This is a genomic window from Pseudomonas silesiensis, assembly GCF_001661075.1.
GTDB classification, from domain to species: Bacteria; Pseudomonadota; Gammaproteobacteria; order Pseudomonadales; family Pseudomonadaceae; genus Aquipseudomonas; species Aquipseudomonas silesiensis.
Genome location: NZ_CP014870.1, coordinates 6,632,551 through 6,646,609, shown reverse-complemented (window position 1 = coordinate 6,646,609; position 14,059 = coordinate 6,632,551). Strand labels below are relative to the sequence as shown.

13 protein-coding genes and 1 pseudogene are annotated in these 14,059 nt (G+C 59.5%); 5 read left to right on the top strand and 9 right to left on the bottom strand.

What is annotated here, in order from left to right:
- Positions 1 to 18 precede the first annotated feature (18 nt).
- The 4 genes from spoT to PMA3_RS29550 all read right to left on the bottom strand — a co-directional run bounded on the left by spoT (position 19) and on the right by PMA3_RS29550 (position 4,108).
- The gene (gene spoT, locus PMA3_RS29565) at positions 19 to 2,124 is read right to left on the bottom strand and encodes a bifunctional GTP diphosphokinase/guanosine-3',5'-bis pyrophosphate 3'-pyrophosphohydrolase (RefSeq protein ID WP_064680442.1); all 2,106 of its coding nucleotides are present in this window, start codon (positions 2,122 to 2,124) and stop codon (positions 19 to 21) included.
- A 56-nt stretch (positions 2,125 to 2,180) separates the two neighbouring features.
- Positions 2,181 to 2,444, bottom strand: a complete 264-nt coding sequence (rpoZ, locus tag PMA3_RS29560) for a DNA-directed RNA polymerase subunit omega (RefSeq protein ID WP_007894670.1) — start codon at positions 2,442 to 2,444, stop codon at positions 2,181 to 2,183.
- Between the two features lie 167 nt (positions 2,445 to 2,611).
- Positions 2,612 to 3,232, bottom strand: coding sequence for a guanylate kinase (gene gmk, locus PMA3_RS29555; RefSeq protein ID WP_064680441.1), 621 nt, complete (start codon positions 3,230 to 3,232; stop codon positions 2,612 to 2,614).
- Between the two features lie 12 nt (positions 3,233 to 3,244).
- Positions 3,245 to 4,108 (bottom strand): YicC/YloC family endoribonuclease, encoded by an 864-nt coding sequence (locus PMA3_RS29550; protein ID WP_064680440.1) that lies wholly within the window; start codon positions 4,106 to 4,108, stop codon positions 3,245 to 3,247.
- A 268-nt stretch (positions 4,109 to 4,376) separates the two neighbouring features.
- On the opposite strand from PMA3_RS29550, the gene rph reads away from it, so the two are divergent.
- From rph to gltS, 3 genes are all read left to right on the top strand, one after another.
- Positions 4,377 to 5,099: a ribonuclease PH gene (rph, locus tag PMA3_RS29545; protein ID WP_046045041.1), complete on the top strand. Its 723-nt coding sequence runs from the start codon at positions 4,377 to 4,379 to the stop codon at positions 5,097 to 5,099.
- A 29-nt stretch (positions 5,100 to 5,128) separates the two neighbouring features.
- On the top strand, positions 5,129 to 5,497 hold the full coding sequence (locus PMA3_RS29540) for a DUF4870 domain-containing protein (RefSeq protein WP_064680439.1): 369 nt from the start codon (positions 5,129 to 5,131) through the stop codon (positions 5,495 to 5,497).
- Between the two features lie 433 nt (positions 5,498 to 5,930).
- A complete protein-coding gene (gene gltS / locus PMA3_RS29535) occupies positions 5,931 to 7,139 on the top strand; it encodes a sodium/glutamate symporter (protein ID WP_064680438.1) in 1,209 nt (402 codons plus the stop codon).
- A 102-nt stretch (positions 7,140 to 7,241) separates the two neighbouring features.
- Here the strand turns inward: gltS and PMA3_RS29530 are convergent, their stop codons facing one another.
- Complete coding sequence (locus tag PMA3_RS29530) at positions 7,242 to 8,021, bottom strand: exodeoxyribonuclease III (RefSeq protein WP_007934608.1); 780 nt, start codon at positions 8,019 to 8,021, stop codon at positions 7,242 to 7,244.
- 82 nt (positions 8,022 to 8,103) lie between these two features.
- Between PMA3_RS29530 and pyrE the strand changes: the two genes are divergently transcribed.
- Positions 8,104 to 8,748, top strand: coding sequence for an orotate phosphoribosyltransferase (pyrE, locus tag PMA3_RS29525; protein WP_064680437.1), 645 nt, complete (start codon positions 8,104 to 8,106; stop codon positions 8,746 to 8,748).
- A 169-nt stretch (positions 8,749 to 8,917) separates the two neighbouring features.
- On the opposite strand, the gene argB is transcribed toward pyrE, so the two are convergent.
- The 4 genes and pseudogenes from argB to coaBC all read right to left on the bottom strand — a co-directional run bounded on the left by argB (position 8,918) and on the right by coaBC (position 13,193).
- Positions 8,918 to 9,823, bottom strand: coding sequence for an acetylglutamate kinase (argB, locus tag PMA3_RS29520; protein WP_010465204.1), 906 nt, complete (start codon positions 9,821 to 9,823; stop codon positions 8,918 to 8,920).
- Positions 9,824 to 9,862: 39 nt separating this feature from the next.
- Positions 9,863 to 11,266, bottom strand: a pseudogene (locus PMA3_RS29515) (phosphomannomutase/phosphoglucomutase); the annotation flags it as partial.
- Between the two features lie 257 nt (positions 11,267 to 11,523).
- On the bottom strand, positions 11,524 to 11,979 hold the full coding sequence (gene dut, locus PMA3_RS29510) for a dUTP diphosphatase (protein ID WP_064680435.1): 456 nt from the start codon (positions 11,977 to 11,979) through the stop codon (positions 11,524 to 11,526).
- 5 nt (positions 11,980 to 11,984) lie between these two features.
- Complete coding sequence (coaBC, locus tag PMA3_RS29505) at positions 11,985 to 13,193, bottom strand: bifunctional phosphopantothenoylcysteine decarboxylase/phosphopantothenate--cysteine ligase CoaBC (RefSeq protein ID WP_064680434.1); 1,209 nt, start codon at positions 13,191 to 13,193, stop codon at positions 11,985 to 11,987.
- Positions 13,194 to 13,329: 136 nt separating this feature from the next.
- Between coaBC and radC the strand changes: the two genes are divergently transcribed.
- On the top strand, positions 13,330 to 14,004 hold the full coding sequence (radC, locus tag PMA3_RS29500; protein ID WP_064680433.1) for a RadC family protein: 675 nt from the start codon (positions 13,330 to 13,332) through the stop codon (positions 14,002 to 14,004).
- Positions 14,005 to 14,059 lie beyond the last annotated feature (55 nt).

The window sequence follows — 14,059 nt, the reverse complement described above, 5'->3', positions numbered from 1 at the left end:
CTCCTTGTAATGGATGGGCTACGCGCGCATGCGGGTGATGCGGATCACCCCGGTCAGGGCGCGCAGTTTCTTGATCACACGGGCCAGGTGTACGCGGTCGTGCACGCTGACCACCAGTTGGACCACGCTGATACGACCGTCGCGTTCGTCCATGCTGATTTTTTCGATATTGCCGTCGGCCGCGTTGACGCTGCTGGCCAGCAGCGCGATCAGGCCACGCTGGTGTTCCAGCTCGACGCGCAGTTCGACGTTGAATTCGCCGGTGACATCCTTGGCCCACGAGAGCTGGATGCATTTTTCCGGGTTGTGACGGATTTCGCTGATGTTGCGGCAGTTGTCCAGGTGCACGACCATGCCTTTGCCCGCGGACAGGTGACCGACAATCGGGTCGCCCGGGATCGGCGTGCAACACTTGGCATAGCTGAGCACCAGGCCTTCGGTGCCGCGAATCGCCAGTGGACCTTCCGGGCTGGGCAGCTGTTCGCCTTCACCGAGCAGGCGACGTGCGACGACATAGGCCATGCGATTGCCCAGCCCGATGTCTTCGAGCAGGTCTTCGATCAATTCCAGGCGGTACTCGGTGAGCATCGCCTTGACGCGCTCGACCGGGACTTTGTCCAGGGAGCTGTCGAAACCGTTGAGGACTTTGTTCAGCAGGCGTTCGCCAAGGCTGATGGACTCGGAGCGGCGTTGCAGTTTCAGCGCATGGCGGATGTGGGTCCGCGCCTTGCCAGTCACCACGAAGTTCAGCCATGCCGGATTCGGGCGAGCGCCGGGCGCGCTGACGATCTCGACCGTGGAGCCGCTTTGCAGCGGTTCGGACAGCGGTGCGAGACGACGATTGATCCGGCAGGCAATGCAGCTGTTGCCCACGTCGGTGTGCACCGCGTAGGCGAAGTCGACCGCCGTGGAGCCTTTGGGCAACTCCATGATCCGGCCCTTGGGCGTGAACACGTAGACCTCGTCCGGGAACAGGTCGATCTTCACGCTCTCGATGAATTCCAGCGAGTTGCCGGCGCGTTGCTGCATCTCCAGCACGCCCTTGACCCACTGGCGTGCGCGGGCGTGAGTGCCTTTGGGCTGCTCGTCGCCGCTGGATTTGTACAGCCAGTGGGCGGCAATGCCGTTGTTGGCCATCTCTTCCATTTCACGGGTGCGGATCTGGATCTCGATCGGAACACCGTGCATGCCGAACAACGTAGTGTGCAGCGACTGGTAACCGTTGGCCTTGGGGATCGCAATGTAATCCTTGAAGCGCCCGGGCAGTGGTTTATATAAGTTGTGTACGGCACCCAGCACGCGGTAGCAGGTATCGACCTTGTCGACGATGATCCGGAACGCATAGACGTCCATGATCTCGTTGAAAGCCCGACGCTTGCCGCGCATTTTCTTGTAGATGCCGTAGAGGTGTTTCTGGCGACCGCTGACCTCGCCCTGAATGCCGTCGATGGCCAGGCAGTGGCTGAGGGATTCCTCGATCTTGTTGACGATTTCCTTGCGGTTGCCCCGGGCGCGCTTGACCGCCTGGTAGATCCGCGCGGAACGCATCGGGTGCATGGCCTTGAAACCGAGGTCTTCGAATTCTATGCGGATGGCGTGCATGCCCAGCCGATTGGCGATGGGCGCATAGATTTCCAGGGTTTCCTTGGCGATGCGCCGGCGCTTTTCGCCGGACAGCACTTCCAGGGTGCGCATGTTGTGCAGGCGGTCGGCCAGCTTGACCAGGATCACGCGAATGTCGCGTGCCATGGCCATGGCCATTTTCTGGAAGTTTTCCGCCTGGGCTTCGGCTTTGGTCTCGAAGTTCATCTGGGTCAGTTTGCTGACCCCGTCGACCAGTTCGGCCACGGTTTCGCCGAACTGCGCCTGAAGCGCTTCCTTGGCAATCCCGGTGTCTTCGATCACGTCATGCAGCATGGCCGCCATCAGGCTCTGATGGTCCATGTGCATGTCGGCAAGAATATTCGCCACCGCAAGAGGATGCGTGACGTACGCCTCACCGCTACGGCGGCGCTGGCCGTCGTGGGCTTGTTCGGCGTAGAAGTACGCTCGGCGGACCAGGTTGACCTGGTCCTTGCCGAGGTAGGTCGATAAGCGAGCGGCGAGGGCGTCTATGCTCGGCATGATAATTCCTGCCGTTCGTTGTGACCCCGCGCCGTGCTACGTCGACCAGGCATGGCTTAGACGGCCTCGTTGGACTCGTCCTCGAACGCTGCGAACAGCGGTTCGTCTTCGACGATTTCAGCGTTGGCGATGAACTCGTAGCTCATCAGGCCTTCAGCGATTTCACGCAGCGCTACCACGGTAGGCTTGTCGTTTTCCCACTGAACCAGTGGCTCTTTGCCGCCGGTGGCCAGTTGACGGGCACGTTTGGTGGACAGCATGACCAGCTCAAAACGGTTTTCCACGTGGTTCAGGCAGTCTTCAACAGTTACGCGGGCCATGGTATTCCTCGGAGCGAATGCAATATGCGCGCTGCCCGGTTGGGCGAGCGGACTCGACAGTTTAAAAAATCACCAGCGTTTAGGGAAGCGCTGATTTTTTGACCAGCCTCTTCAACGCGCTATAAGTGCCAATGTAAAGCCGTTGAAGCAGTTTTGGGAAGAGCTGTTCAGCCAAGCAATTCGGCCAAAAGTTTTCCGTTGCGCTGCTGCTGACGCTTCTGATGCAGCTGATTGGCACGGAAAATCGCTTGCAAATCACGCAGTGCATGGGCGAAATCGTCGTTGATGATCAGGTAGTCGTAATCAACGTAGTGGCTCATTTCGCTGACGGCTTCGCGCATCCGCCCGGCGATGATTTCGTCGCTGTCCTGACCGCGATTGGTCAAGCGCTGATGCAAGGCCTGCAGAGACGGCGGCAGAATGAAGATCGAGCGGGCCTGGGGCATCAACTTGCGCACTTGTTCCGCGCCCTGCCAGTCGATTTCCAGGATCAGGTCGTGGCCTTCGTCCAGCGTCTGCTGCAGGTGGCTTTGCGAGGTCCCGTAGAGGTTGCCGAACACTTCGGCGCGCTCGAGGAAATCCCCGTGCTCGATCATCTTCACGAACTCGCCGCGTTCGACGAAGTGATAGTTCACGCCGTTCACTTCACCGGGGCGCATGGCGCGGGTGGTGTGGGAAACGGAGACGCGGATCTCCTGGTCAGCGTCGGTCAGGGCTTTGACCAGGCTGCTCTTGCCCGCGCCCGAGGGGGCGGAAATGATGTACAGGGTGCCGGTGCTGTGGGTCATGTCGGGTTTGCCTTACTCAATATTCTGTACTTGTTCGCGCATCTGCTCGATCAACACCTTGAGGTTGACCGCCGCCTGGGTGCTGCGCGGGTCGAAGGCCTTGGAGCCCAATGTATTGGCTTCGCGGTTGAGCTCCTGCATCAGGAAGTCCAGGCGCCGACCGGCAGCGCCACCGGACTTGAGCACCCGGCGAACTTCGATGATGTGGGTGCTCAGGCGATCCAGTTCTTCGGCGACGTCGCTCTTCTGAGCGAGCATGACCATTTCCTGTTCCAGTCGCTGCGGATCCATCTCGGCCTTCATGTCGGCAAAGCGGTCGAGGACTTTCTGGCGCTGGGTGGCGAGCATCTGCGGGACCAGTACACGCAGGGTCACCACATCTTCCTCGATGGAGGTCAGGCGATCGTTGATCAACCGCGCCAGCTCCGCGCCTTCGCGCTCGCGGCCGGCCTTGAGCTCTTTCAAGCCTTCGTTGAACAGCGTCAGTGCTTCGGCGCTCATGGCTTGCGGGTCGGTGGCGTCGCCCACCAGTACGCCGGGCCAGGCCAGGACTTCCAGCGGATTCAGTGCGGCCGGATTCTTGATCAGGCCGGCGATGGTCTCGGCAGCCGCGACCAATTGCGCGGCGCGCTCACAATTCACTTGCAAGGTTTTTTCGGTGTTTTCTTCGGTGAAGCGCAAAGTGCACTCGAGCTTGCCGCGGGAGATTCCCTGGCGCAGCGCTTCGCGAACCGCGCCTTCGAGGTCGCGAAACGATTCCGGCAGGCGCAAGTGCGGCTCCAGGTAGCGGCTGTTGACCGAGCGCAGTTCCCAGCTCAGGGTGCCTTGGGCACCGGCTTTCTCGACGCGGGCGAAGGCGGTCATGCTGTGCACCATGGAGGTACCTCGCAATTCAGGTTCGTGCGTTACCAAAGGTTTCGCAGACCCGATCTAATGAATTTAAGCCCAGAGGCAGCAAAGGCGCAGGATTGTAGCGCAGTGGGGCGGATGCGCCCAAACACACCGTGTGACAAAGACCTGCAGGCCGTCGGCTATGCTCTATTGCGGGCCTTCAGTCGTCGGCTGTATTTTTTAGAAGTGCCCAGGCGCGGCCCACGGCTCTATAATGCTCGGCAGTTTTCCGTCCCCCGTACAGGTATTCCCTATGAAACGTCCAAGTGGTCGCGCTGCCGATCAGCTCCGCTCGATCCGCATTACCCGCAACTACACCAAACACGCCGAGGGATCTGTACTGGTCGAGTTCGGTGATACCAAGGTCATCTGCACCGTCAGCGTCGAAAACGGCGTGCCGCGCTTCCTCAAGGGCCAGGGCCAGGGCTGGCTGACCGCCGAGTACGGCATGCTGCCGCGCGCCACCGGCGAGCGTAACCAGCGTGAAGCGAGCCGTGGCAAGCAAGGCGGTCGCACCCTGGAGATCCAGCGTCTGATCGGTCGCTCCCTGCGCGCCTCGCTGGACATGTCCAAGCTGGGCGACGTCACCCTGTACGTCGACTGCGACGTGATCCAGGCTGATGGCGGCACCCGCACGGCGTCCATCACCGGTGCCATGGTTGCACTGGTCGACGCCTTGAAAGTGATCAAGAAGCGCGGCGGCCTGAAAGGCGGCGACCCGCTCAAGCAGATGATCGCTGCGGTTTCGGTCGGCATGTATCAAGGCGAGCCAGTGCTCGATCTCGACTACCTGGAAGACTCGGCTGCCGAGACCGACCTGAACGTGGTGATGACCAGCACCGGCGGCTTCATCGAAGTCCAGGGCACTGCCGAAGGTGCGCCGTTCCAGCCTGAAGAGCTGAACGCCATGCTGGAACTGGCGAAGAAAGGCATGAGCGAAATCTTCGAGCTGCAGAAGGCGGCGCTGGCCGACTGATCGAACCCGATCCAGGCAAGGAGGACGTTATGAGTGACGAGCAACAGCTGCTTCCCACGCCGGGCAAAGAGGTTCGGCAATGGGCGATGTTTTGTCACCTGTCCGCCTTGCTGGGGATCTGGATTCCGTTCGGTACGCTGATCGGCCCGCTGATTCTGTGGCAGATGAAGCGCGAGATGGACCCGTTTATCGACGCGCAGGGCAAGGAGGCGCTGAACTTCCAGATCACCGTCGCGATCGCCACCGGCATTTCCTTCTTGCTGATGGTGGTGGTCGTCGGGTTCTTCCTGATCGGGCTGGTGGCGATTGGTGCGGTGGTGCTGACGATTATTGCCGGGGTGAAAGCTAATGAAGGGTTTCCGTATCGGTACCCGTTCACGTGGCGCCTGATCAAATAATATTCAACGTCTCAGGGGGGCAAACCCTCACCCACTAAAAGCCAGTGCCTTTAACAGGCCGTCAGCCCGGTTTGCCATTTAAAGTAAATTGGGGAGATTTGCTATTCTGAAGTTGGATAAATGTTTCTGGTTATGTATGTCACTTGCCATCTACGACAATTAGTGTCGCAAGCTACTTGTCGCGAAGAGCACCGCTGGATCTTACACTTTTAGTCACAACTGCACAGTGACAGTGCTGTCTATATGCTTGGCAATAAGACTTGGTGGTTGATAAAGTTGCCCTCACGAAATATTTCATGAAATATTTCGACATATTCAAACCATTGAAGGTCCTTGAATCTAAAATTAATCAGTGTTGAGAACAGTCAACCTGTTCAAGAGGCGTGTCCAGGTAAAAAGTTCGCCCCTGAATATATATCCAAGAATAATCCCAATGGTTCAACTCGATTTTTATGGAACACTGGTAGCCGCCTCTTTAGTGCTTTTGCTGGGGCGCGGACTGGTTACACGTATTGGTTTTTTACGCGCCTATAACATCCCCGAACCTGTAGCAGGTGGCCTGGTGGTGGCCTTGGCTCTCTTGGCTTTGCGAAGCTTCGATGTAGAAGTCCGATTTGATACTTCGTTGCAAACGCCGTTGATGTTGGCGTTTTTCGCCACCATTGGCTTGAGCGCAGATTTCGCCAGCCTGAAAAAAGGCGGACGGGTAGTGGGGGTTTTTCTGCTGGCGGTCATCGGCCTACTAGTGGTGCAGAATGCCATGGGTATCGGTCTCGCAACGGCGCTGGGGCTCGATCCTCTGATGGGCCTGCTGACCGGCTCGATTACCTTGGCGGGCGGCCACGGCACGGGCGCAGCGTGGGGCGCAACATTCAGTGAGAAGTACGGTCTGGCGTCCGCCTCTGAGCTTGCAATGGCCTCCGCGACGTTTGGATTGGTGCTGGGTGGTTTGATTGGTGGGCCGGTCGCTCGCCTGCTGATCAAGCGTACACAAGTACCTGGCTGCATTGAGCAAGAAAAGCCAAGGGTGCCAAAAGGTTTTGAGCAGCCGAATAAAGAGCGCTCGATCACGCCATTTTCGTTTATCGAGACACTTGCGTTGATCGCGGTCAGCCTGCTGGCAGGTTCTCTTCTGAATGGACTGCTCCACGGAAGCGCATTTGAGTTGCCTACCTTTGTTTGCGTCTTGTTCGTGGGTGTTGTTTTACGCAACGGACTTTCAGCACTGGGTTTGTATCAGGTGTTCGAGCGTGAAGTTTCGGTGCTGGGGAATGTCAGCTTGTCGCTGTTTCTGGCGATCGCGTTGATGTCACTCAAACTGTGGGATCTGGCGTCGCTGGCTTTGCCGATCTTCATCATTCTGGCTGCGCAGACGTTGGTCATGGCGCTGTTTGCGATTTTCGTGACGTTCAGGGTCATGGGGAGTAACTATGACGCCGCCGTACTGGCAGCAGGGCATTGCGGTTTTGGACTGGGTGCCACGCCAACGGCCATCGCTAACATGCAAGCGGTGACACAGCGCTACGGACCTTCACAGATAGCGTTCCTTGTGGTGCCAATGGTGGGGGCTTTTTTCATCGATATCGTTAATGTCATTGTGATCAAGTTGTACCTGGCACTGCCATTCTTCGCCGCTGCATAAGAAAAATGCCCGTATCTCGCGATACGGGCGTTTCCTGTCATCGGCCAGCAGATGGCCCGGTTCACACCGTTTTCTCGCGTTGGCTGGTGCGCCAGCGAAAAACTAGATGGTCAGCGTCCAGTCATAGTCCACGATCAGCGGTGCGTGCTGCGAGAATCGCGGCTGGCGTGGCAAGCGTGCGCTGCGTACAAATCGGCGCAAGCCCGGGGTCAGCAACTGGTAGTCGAAACGCCAACCGAGGTTGAGCATTTCCGCCTGTTCGTTGTCCGGCCACCAGCTGTACTGGTCACCTTCACGGCTGACTTCACGCAGGGCGTCGACATACCCCATATTGCCGACAATCTCGTCCATCCAGGCACGTTCAGGTGCCAGGAAGCCCGGGGATTGCTGGCTGTCGCGCCAGTTCTTGATATCCAGCTTCTGTTGCGCCACGTACAGCGAGCCACAATAAATGTACTCGCGCCGCTTGCGTCGCTGTTTATCCAGATAACGGGCGAAATCGTCCATTAGCTTGAACTTCTGGTTCAAGTCTTCATCGCCGTTCTGCCCCGAAGGGAGCAGCAAGGTCGCGATGCTGACCTTGTCGAAATCGGCTTGCAGGTAGCGCCCGTAGCGGTCGGCCGTCTCGAAGCCGAGACCGCTGATGACTGCCTTCGGTTGCAACCGCGAATACAAAGCCACGCCACCCTGGGCGGGAACTTCGGCTTCGCAGGCATAAAGGAAGTAGCCATCCAGTTGGAAGGCTGGATCGTCCAGTTCAAAGGCGGAGGCGCGGGTGTCCTGCAGGCAGATGACGTCGGCATTCTGTGCTTGCAGCCAACTGAGCAACCCTCGCTCCACTGCAGCCTGAATACCATTGACGTTCACACTGATGATCCGCATAAATGGCCCCAAAAATCGCGTGCGTGTATGATACACGGCGTCAACCTAATTAGCTAAATCCGTGGTATTTGGGGTTTTTTTCATGCAAGCGTATCAGCGCGATTTCATTCGTTTTGCCATCGATCGCGGCGTTTTGCGCTTCGGCGAGTTCACCCTGAAGTCCGGACGCACCAGTCCTTACTTCTTCAACGCCGGCCTGTTCAACTCAGGAAAGGCCCTGGCGCAGCTGGGTCGCTTCTATGCCGCAGCCATCGTCGAGAGCGGCATTCCCTTCGACGTACTGTTCGGTCCGGCCTACAAAGGCATCCCCCTGGCAGCGACCACTGCAGTGGCTCTGGCCGAACACCATGAGCGTGATTTGCCATGGTGCTTCAACCGCAAGGAGGCCAAGGCCCACGGCGAAGGCGGCAGCCTGGTCGGCGCGCCATTGACCGGCGACGTGCTGATCATCGACGACGTGATCACTGCGGGTACCGCGATCCGTGAGGTGATGCAGATCATCGCTTCCCAGGACGGCGCCAAGGCGGCGGGTGTGCTGATCGCGCTGAATCGCCAAGAGCGTGGCAACGGCGAGTTGTCGGCGATCCAGGAGGTGGAGCGCGACTTCGGCATTCCGGTGATCAGCATTGTTTCGCTGAATCAGGTGCTCGAATTCCTCGCGGATGATCCGCAGCTCAAGCAACACCTGCCTGCCGTAGAAGCGTACCGCGCCCAGTTTGGCGTCTGACCACAATCCCTTGTGGGAGCGAGCTTGCTCGCGATGGCGGTTTTTCAGTCACATCTATGCTGAATGTGAAGGCCTCATCGCGAGCAAGCTCGCTCCCACAGGGATTGCGTAGGCAAAAAAAGACCCCGCTCAGCCAGGCTGCGCGGGGTCTTTTTGTAGGCGCTATCGCTTAGTGACGCTTGCGATTGCTGATCAAAGTACCCACACCAGTATCGGTGAAGATCTCCAGCAGAATTGCATTCGGTACCCGGCCATCGATGATCAGCGAACTGCCCACGCCGCCTTGCACCGCTTCCAGCGCGCACCGGATCTTCGGCAGCATGCCACCGTAGATGGTGCCGTCGGCGATCAGTTCGTCGACTTGCTGGGTGGTCAGGCCGGTCAGGACCGTGCCCGACTTGTCCATCAGGCCGGCGATGTTGGTCAGCAGCATCAGCTTTTCAGCCTTCAGCGCTTCCGCCACTTTACCCGCCACCAGGTCGGCGTTGATGTTGTAGGACTCGCCGTTGGCGCCGACACCGATTGGCGCGATCACCGGGATGAAGTCGCCTTTGACCAGCAGGTTCAGCAGGTCGGTGTTGATTCCGACCACCTCGCCCACCTGGCCGATGTCGATGATCTCCGGCTGGGTCATCTCTGGCGTCTGACGGGTCACGGTGAGTTTTTTCGCGCGAATCAGTTCGGCGTCTTTACCGGTCAGGCCGATGGCGCTGCCGCCATGACGGTTGATCAGGTTGACGATGTCCTTGTTGACCTGGCCCCCGAGGACCATTTCCACCACGTCCATGGTTTGCGCGTCAGTGACGCGCATGCCATCGATGAAATGGCTCTCGATCGACAAGCGCTTGAGCAGGTCGCCGATTTGCGGGCCGCCACCGTGAACCACCACCGGGTTGATGCCCACGGCTTTCATCAGCACGATATCGCGGGCGAAGCCGGTTTTCAGCTCCTCGCTTTCCATCGCGTTGCCGCCGTATTTGATCACCAGCGTCTTGCCGACATAGCGGCGGATGTAAGGCAACGCTTCGGACAGGACCTTGGCGGTGTTGGCGGCGGCTTCGCGTTCGAGGGTCATTCAGGGCTCCGGCACTTCGATAAAGGGCGCTTCAATAAATCAAAACGGTAGTTGGAGATCAGGTGCAACACGCTTCAACTGGACTTTGAACACATCCTTGATGCGTTGCAATTCAGCCTCGTCATCGGCCTCGAAGCGCAACACCAGCACCGGCGTGGTGTTGGAGGCGCGAACCAGGCCCCAGCCTTTGGCGTAGTCGACTCGCACGCCGTCAATGGTGGTCAGGTCAGCGCCTTCGCCCCACTTCGCGTCGTGCAATGCATCAATGATGCTGAATTTGCTCTCTTCGGTCACATGGATATTGATTTCCGGCGTAGAAATATCGTTCGGGAAGGTCGCAAACAGCTCTTCCGCGGTGAATTTTTCCTTGCTGAGGATCTCCAGCAGGCGCGCGGCGCTGTAGATGCCGTCGTCGAAACCGAACCAGCGCTCCTTGAAGAAGATGTGGCCGCTCATTTCACCGGCCAACAGGGCGCCGGTTTGTTTCATTTTCTTTTTGATCAGCGAGTGACCGGTCTTCCACATGAGCGGACGACCGCCGTATTCCTTGATCAACGGGGTCAGGCGGCGGGTGCATTTGACGTCGAAGATGATTTCCGCGTCCGGGTTGCGCGCCACGACATCGCGGGCGAACAGCATCAGCAGGCGATCCGGGTAAACGATGCTGCCGGTGTTGGTCACTACGCCGACGCGATCGCCGTCGCCATCGAAGGCCAGGCCCAGGTCGGCGTTGGTTTCCTTGACCTTGGCGATCAGGTCCACCAGGTTTTCAGGCTTGCCCGGATCCGGATGGTGGTTCGGGAAGTTGCCGTCCACCTCGCAGAACAGCGGGATGACTTCGCAGTTCAGGGCTTCGATCAGCTGCGGGGCGATCACGCCGGCCGCGCCGTTGCCACAGTCGACAACCACCTTCAAGCGGCGGGCGAGTTTGATGTCCTGGACGATTTCAGTGTTGTAGCGATCGAGGATCTCGACCTGGGTGATGGTGCCCTGGCCGCTGCTCAGGTTGTTGGTCTTGAGGCGATCGTGCAGGGCCTGGATCTGTTCGTTGGCCAAGGTATCGCCAGCGATGACGATCTTGAAGCCGTTGTAATTCGACGGATTGTGGCTGCCGGTCAGCATGACGCCGGATTTGCCGGCCAGTACGTTGGCGGCGTAGTACAGCGCAGGGGTTGGCACCAGGCCGACGTCGCTGACGTGGCAGCCGCTGTCGGCCAGGCCTTTGATCAGTTGTTCTACCAGTTCCGGGCCGGACAGGCGTCCGTCGCGGCCAACCGAAACGTTGGGTTCGTCCTGGGCCAGGCTCTGGGAGCCGATGGCGCGACCAAGCCAATAAGCGGTTTCAGCGTTCAAGAATTCCGGGACGGTGCCGCGAATATCGTAGGCGCGGAAGATGCTGTCGGGGAACTTGGGTGCGACGTTTGCCGGGGTGCTCATTACTGGGAATGCTCCATCTTGAAAGTGGCTGGACCTGCCGGTGAAAAACTCGCCGGCTGGCTCAAACTGAAGGGTATGACGGTGTTTTCGGCAGAGAGTTCGTGGTGTGTAAAGGCCATGCCACCTGCAATTGCGAGGGAATCACCGGCCAATGCCTTGATTTTGAGCCGTAAACCTTCCAGATGAACTTTGTGCAAATTTCACCGGGTGCCGTACCTGTGGCGAGGGAACAAGGTCTCTCGCCACAACAGACCTGGGTGATTTCAGTGGCTGCCGGAATGCCCGAAACCACCGGTGCCGCGCTGGGTTTCGACGAACTCTTCGACCATCTCGAAGTGCGCTTGAACCACCGGGACCAACACCAGCTGGGCCAGGCGTTCGCCGACCACGATGTTGAAATCGGATTGACCACGATTCCAGCACGACACCATCAGCGGGCCTTGGTAATCGGAGTCGATCAGACCGACCAGATTACCCAGCACGATGCCGTGTTTATGACCCAGGCCGGAGCGCGGCAGAATCAACGCTGCCAGGCCCGGGTCGCCGATGTACACCGACAGGCCGGTAGGGATCAGCAGGGTTTCGCCCGGCTTGATGACGGTGTCTTTTTCCAGCATGGCGCGCAGGTCGAGGCCGGCGGAGCCGGGCGTGGCGTACTGCGGCAGCGGGAATTCGGTACCGATGCGGGGGTCGAGGATCTTGGCTTGCAAAGCGTGCATGTAAATTAAACCTGGTTCAGACGTTCGGCGATAAAAGTGATCAGCTGGCGGGCAATCTTGCTCTTGCTGGTCTGGGCGAAAAGTGTGGCATGTAGCTCGCGGTCGATCACGCTGCAGGCGTTTTCTTCGCTGTTGAAGCCGATGCTCGGGTTGGCGACGTCGTTGGCGACGATCAAATCGAGATTCTTGTCCTTCAACTTGCGGGCAGCGTAGTCGAGCAGGTGTTCGGTTTCGGCGGCGAAACCGACGCTGAACGGACGGTCAGGGCGAGTGGCAATGGTGGCCAGGATGTCCGGGTTACGCACCATCTGTAGTAACAAGCCGTCGCCGTTCGTAGGATCTTTCTTGAGTTTCTGAGGGGCAACGACTTCCGGACGGTAGTCTGCGACTGCTGCCGAGGCGATGAACAGGTCGCAGGGGATCGCGGCTTCACACGCGGCGAGCATGTCGCGAGCGCTGACCACGTCGATGCGGGTGACGCGATCCGGCGTCGGCAGTTGTACCGGGCCGGTGATCAGCGTCACACGGGCGCCGGCTTCTACCGCGGCTTCGGCCAGGGCAAAGCCCATTTTCCCCGAGCTGTGGTTGGTGATGTAGCGCACCGGGTCGATGTTTTCCTGGGTCGGGCCGGCGGTGATCAGCACGTGTTTGCCGGTCAGCGCCTGGCGCTGGAAGCAGTCCGCCGCGCATTGGGCGAGTTCGATGGCTTCGAGCATGCGGCCCAGGCCGACGTCACCACAGGCCTGGCTGCCGGAGGCCGGGCCGAAGACCTTGATATCGCGGTCTTCGAGGGTTTGCAGGTTGGCCTGGGTGGCCGGATCGCGCCACATCGCCTGGTTCATTGCCGGGGCGACGGCAACCACGGCGTCGGTGGCCAGCACCAGCGTGGTCAGCAGGTCGTCGGCAATGCCTTGGGCCAGGCGAGCCATCAGGTCCGCGGTGGCGGGGGCGATGAGCACCAGATCGGCCCATTTGGCCAGCTCGATGTGGCCCATGGCGGCTTCGGCCGCAGGGTCCAGCAGGTCGAGGTGGACCGGGTGCCCGGAGAGGGCCTGCATGGTCAGCGGGGTAATGAACTCACTGCCGCCGCGGGTCATGACCACGCGCACTTCGGCGCCCTGGTCGATCAAGCGGCGAACCAGATCGGCGCTTTTGTAGGCAGCAATGCCACCGCCGACGCCCAGAACGATGCGTTTCCGATACAGCCGCTGCATAGGTCTGCCTTTCATTTCGTTGATGACTGCATGGCGATACCCCCTCCCCAGGGATGAAATCGCCCGCAAAAAAGATGGGCTACGATATCACAGCGACCGCTACGGAACAGCGGCGCCCATATTCCAGGGAGGTGTTATGAGTATTCGTGATTGGCCGGCGGCCGAGCGGCCGCGGGAGAGATTGCTTGAGCTGGGGGCGGCGAGTCTTTCGGATGCCGAACTGTTGGCCATTTTTTTACGAACCGGCGTGGCCGGCAGAAGCGCGGTAGACCTGGCGCGACACCTTTTGATTCAGTTTGGCAGCCTGCGCTCGCTACTGGAGGCCGATCAGGCCGCGTTCAGCAGGCAGTTGGGGCTTGGGCCGGCGAAATTCGCTCAGTTGCAAGCAGCACAGGAAATGGGCCGACGGCATTTGGCCGAGCGTGCGCGCCAGAAACCGGCACTGGAAAATCCGCAGGCGGTTCGTGACTACCTGAAGTCGATGCTCCGCCACGAGCCGCATGAGGTGTTCGGCTGTCTGTTTCTGGACTCCAGGCACCAAGTGCTGTCCTTCGAGGCGTTGTTTCGCGGCTCGATCGACAGCACGAGTGTCCATCCCCGGCAGGTGGTCAAGCGGGCCCTGGCCCACAACGCCGCAGCATTGATCCTCTGCCACAATCACCCGTCGGGCAATACCAGCCCCAGCCAGGCCGACCGCACGCTGACCAAGCGCCTGCAGGAGGCGCTGGACCTGATCGATGTGCGGGTGCTCGACCATTTCATCATCGGCGATGGCGAGCCGCTGTCCATGGCTGAGTATGGGTGGCTGTAGCGGGAAGCCCGACAAACACAAATTCCCTGTGGGAGCGGGCTTGCTCGCGAAAGCG

What these genes read in the sequence shown, in the direction of transcription:
- argB (WP_010465204.1), bottom strand. Translation starts at nt 9,823, where the DNA reads ATGACCCTCGAACGCGAAGCCGCCGCCAACACCGCCAAGGTCCTGTCC.
- spoT (WP_064680442.1), bottom strand. Translation starts at nt 2,124, where the DNA reads ATGCCGAGCATAGACGCCCTCGCCGCTCGCTTATCGACCTACCTCGGC.
- coaBC (WP_064680434.1), bottom strand. Translation starts at nt 13,193, where the DNA reads ATGCAGCGGCTGTATCGGAAACGCATCGTTCTGGGCGTCGGCGGTGGC.
- rpoZ (WP_007894670.1), bottom strand. Translation starts at nt 2,444, where the DNA reads ATGGCCCGCGTAACTGTTGAAGACTGCCTGAACCACGTGGAAAACCGT.
- PMA3_RS29540 (WP_064680439.1), top strand. Translation starts at nt 5,129, where the DNA reads ATGAGTGACGAGCAACAGCTGCTTCCCACGCCGGGCAAAGAGGTTCGG.
- radC (WP_064680433.1), top strand. Translation starts at nt 13,330, where the DNA reads ATGAGTATTCGTGATTGGCCGGCGGCCGAGCGGCCGCGGGAGAGATTG.
- PMA3_RS29550 (WP_064680440.1), bottom strand. Translation starts at nt 4,108, where the DNA reads ATGGTGCACAGCATGACCGCCTTCGCCCGCGTCGAGAAAGCCGGTGCC.
- dut (WP_064680435.1), bottom strand. Translation starts at nt 11,979, where the DNA reads ATGCACGCTTTGCAAGCCAAGATCCTCGACCCCCGCATCGGTACCGAA.
- pyrE (WP_064680437.1), top strand. Translation starts at nt 8,104, where the DNA reads ATGCAAGCGTATCAGCGCGATTTCATTCGTTTTGCCATCGATCGCGGC.
- rph (WP_046045041.1), top strand. Translation starts at nt 4,377, where the DNA reads ATGAAACGTCCAAGTGGTCGCGCTGCCGATCAGCTCCGCTCGATCCGC.
- gltS (WP_064680438.1), top strand. Translation starts at nt 5,931, where the DNA reads ATGGTTCAACTCGATTTTTATGGAACACTGGTAGCCGCCTCTTTAGTG.
- PMA3_RS29530 (WP_007934608.1), bottom strand. Translation starts at nt 8,021, where the DNA reads ATGCGGATCATCAGTGTGAACGTCAATGGTATTCAGGCTGCAGTGGAG.
- gmk (WP_064680441.1), bottom strand. Translation starts at nt 3,232, where the DNA reads ATGACCCACAGCACCGGCACCCTGTACATCATTTCCGCCCCCTCGGGC.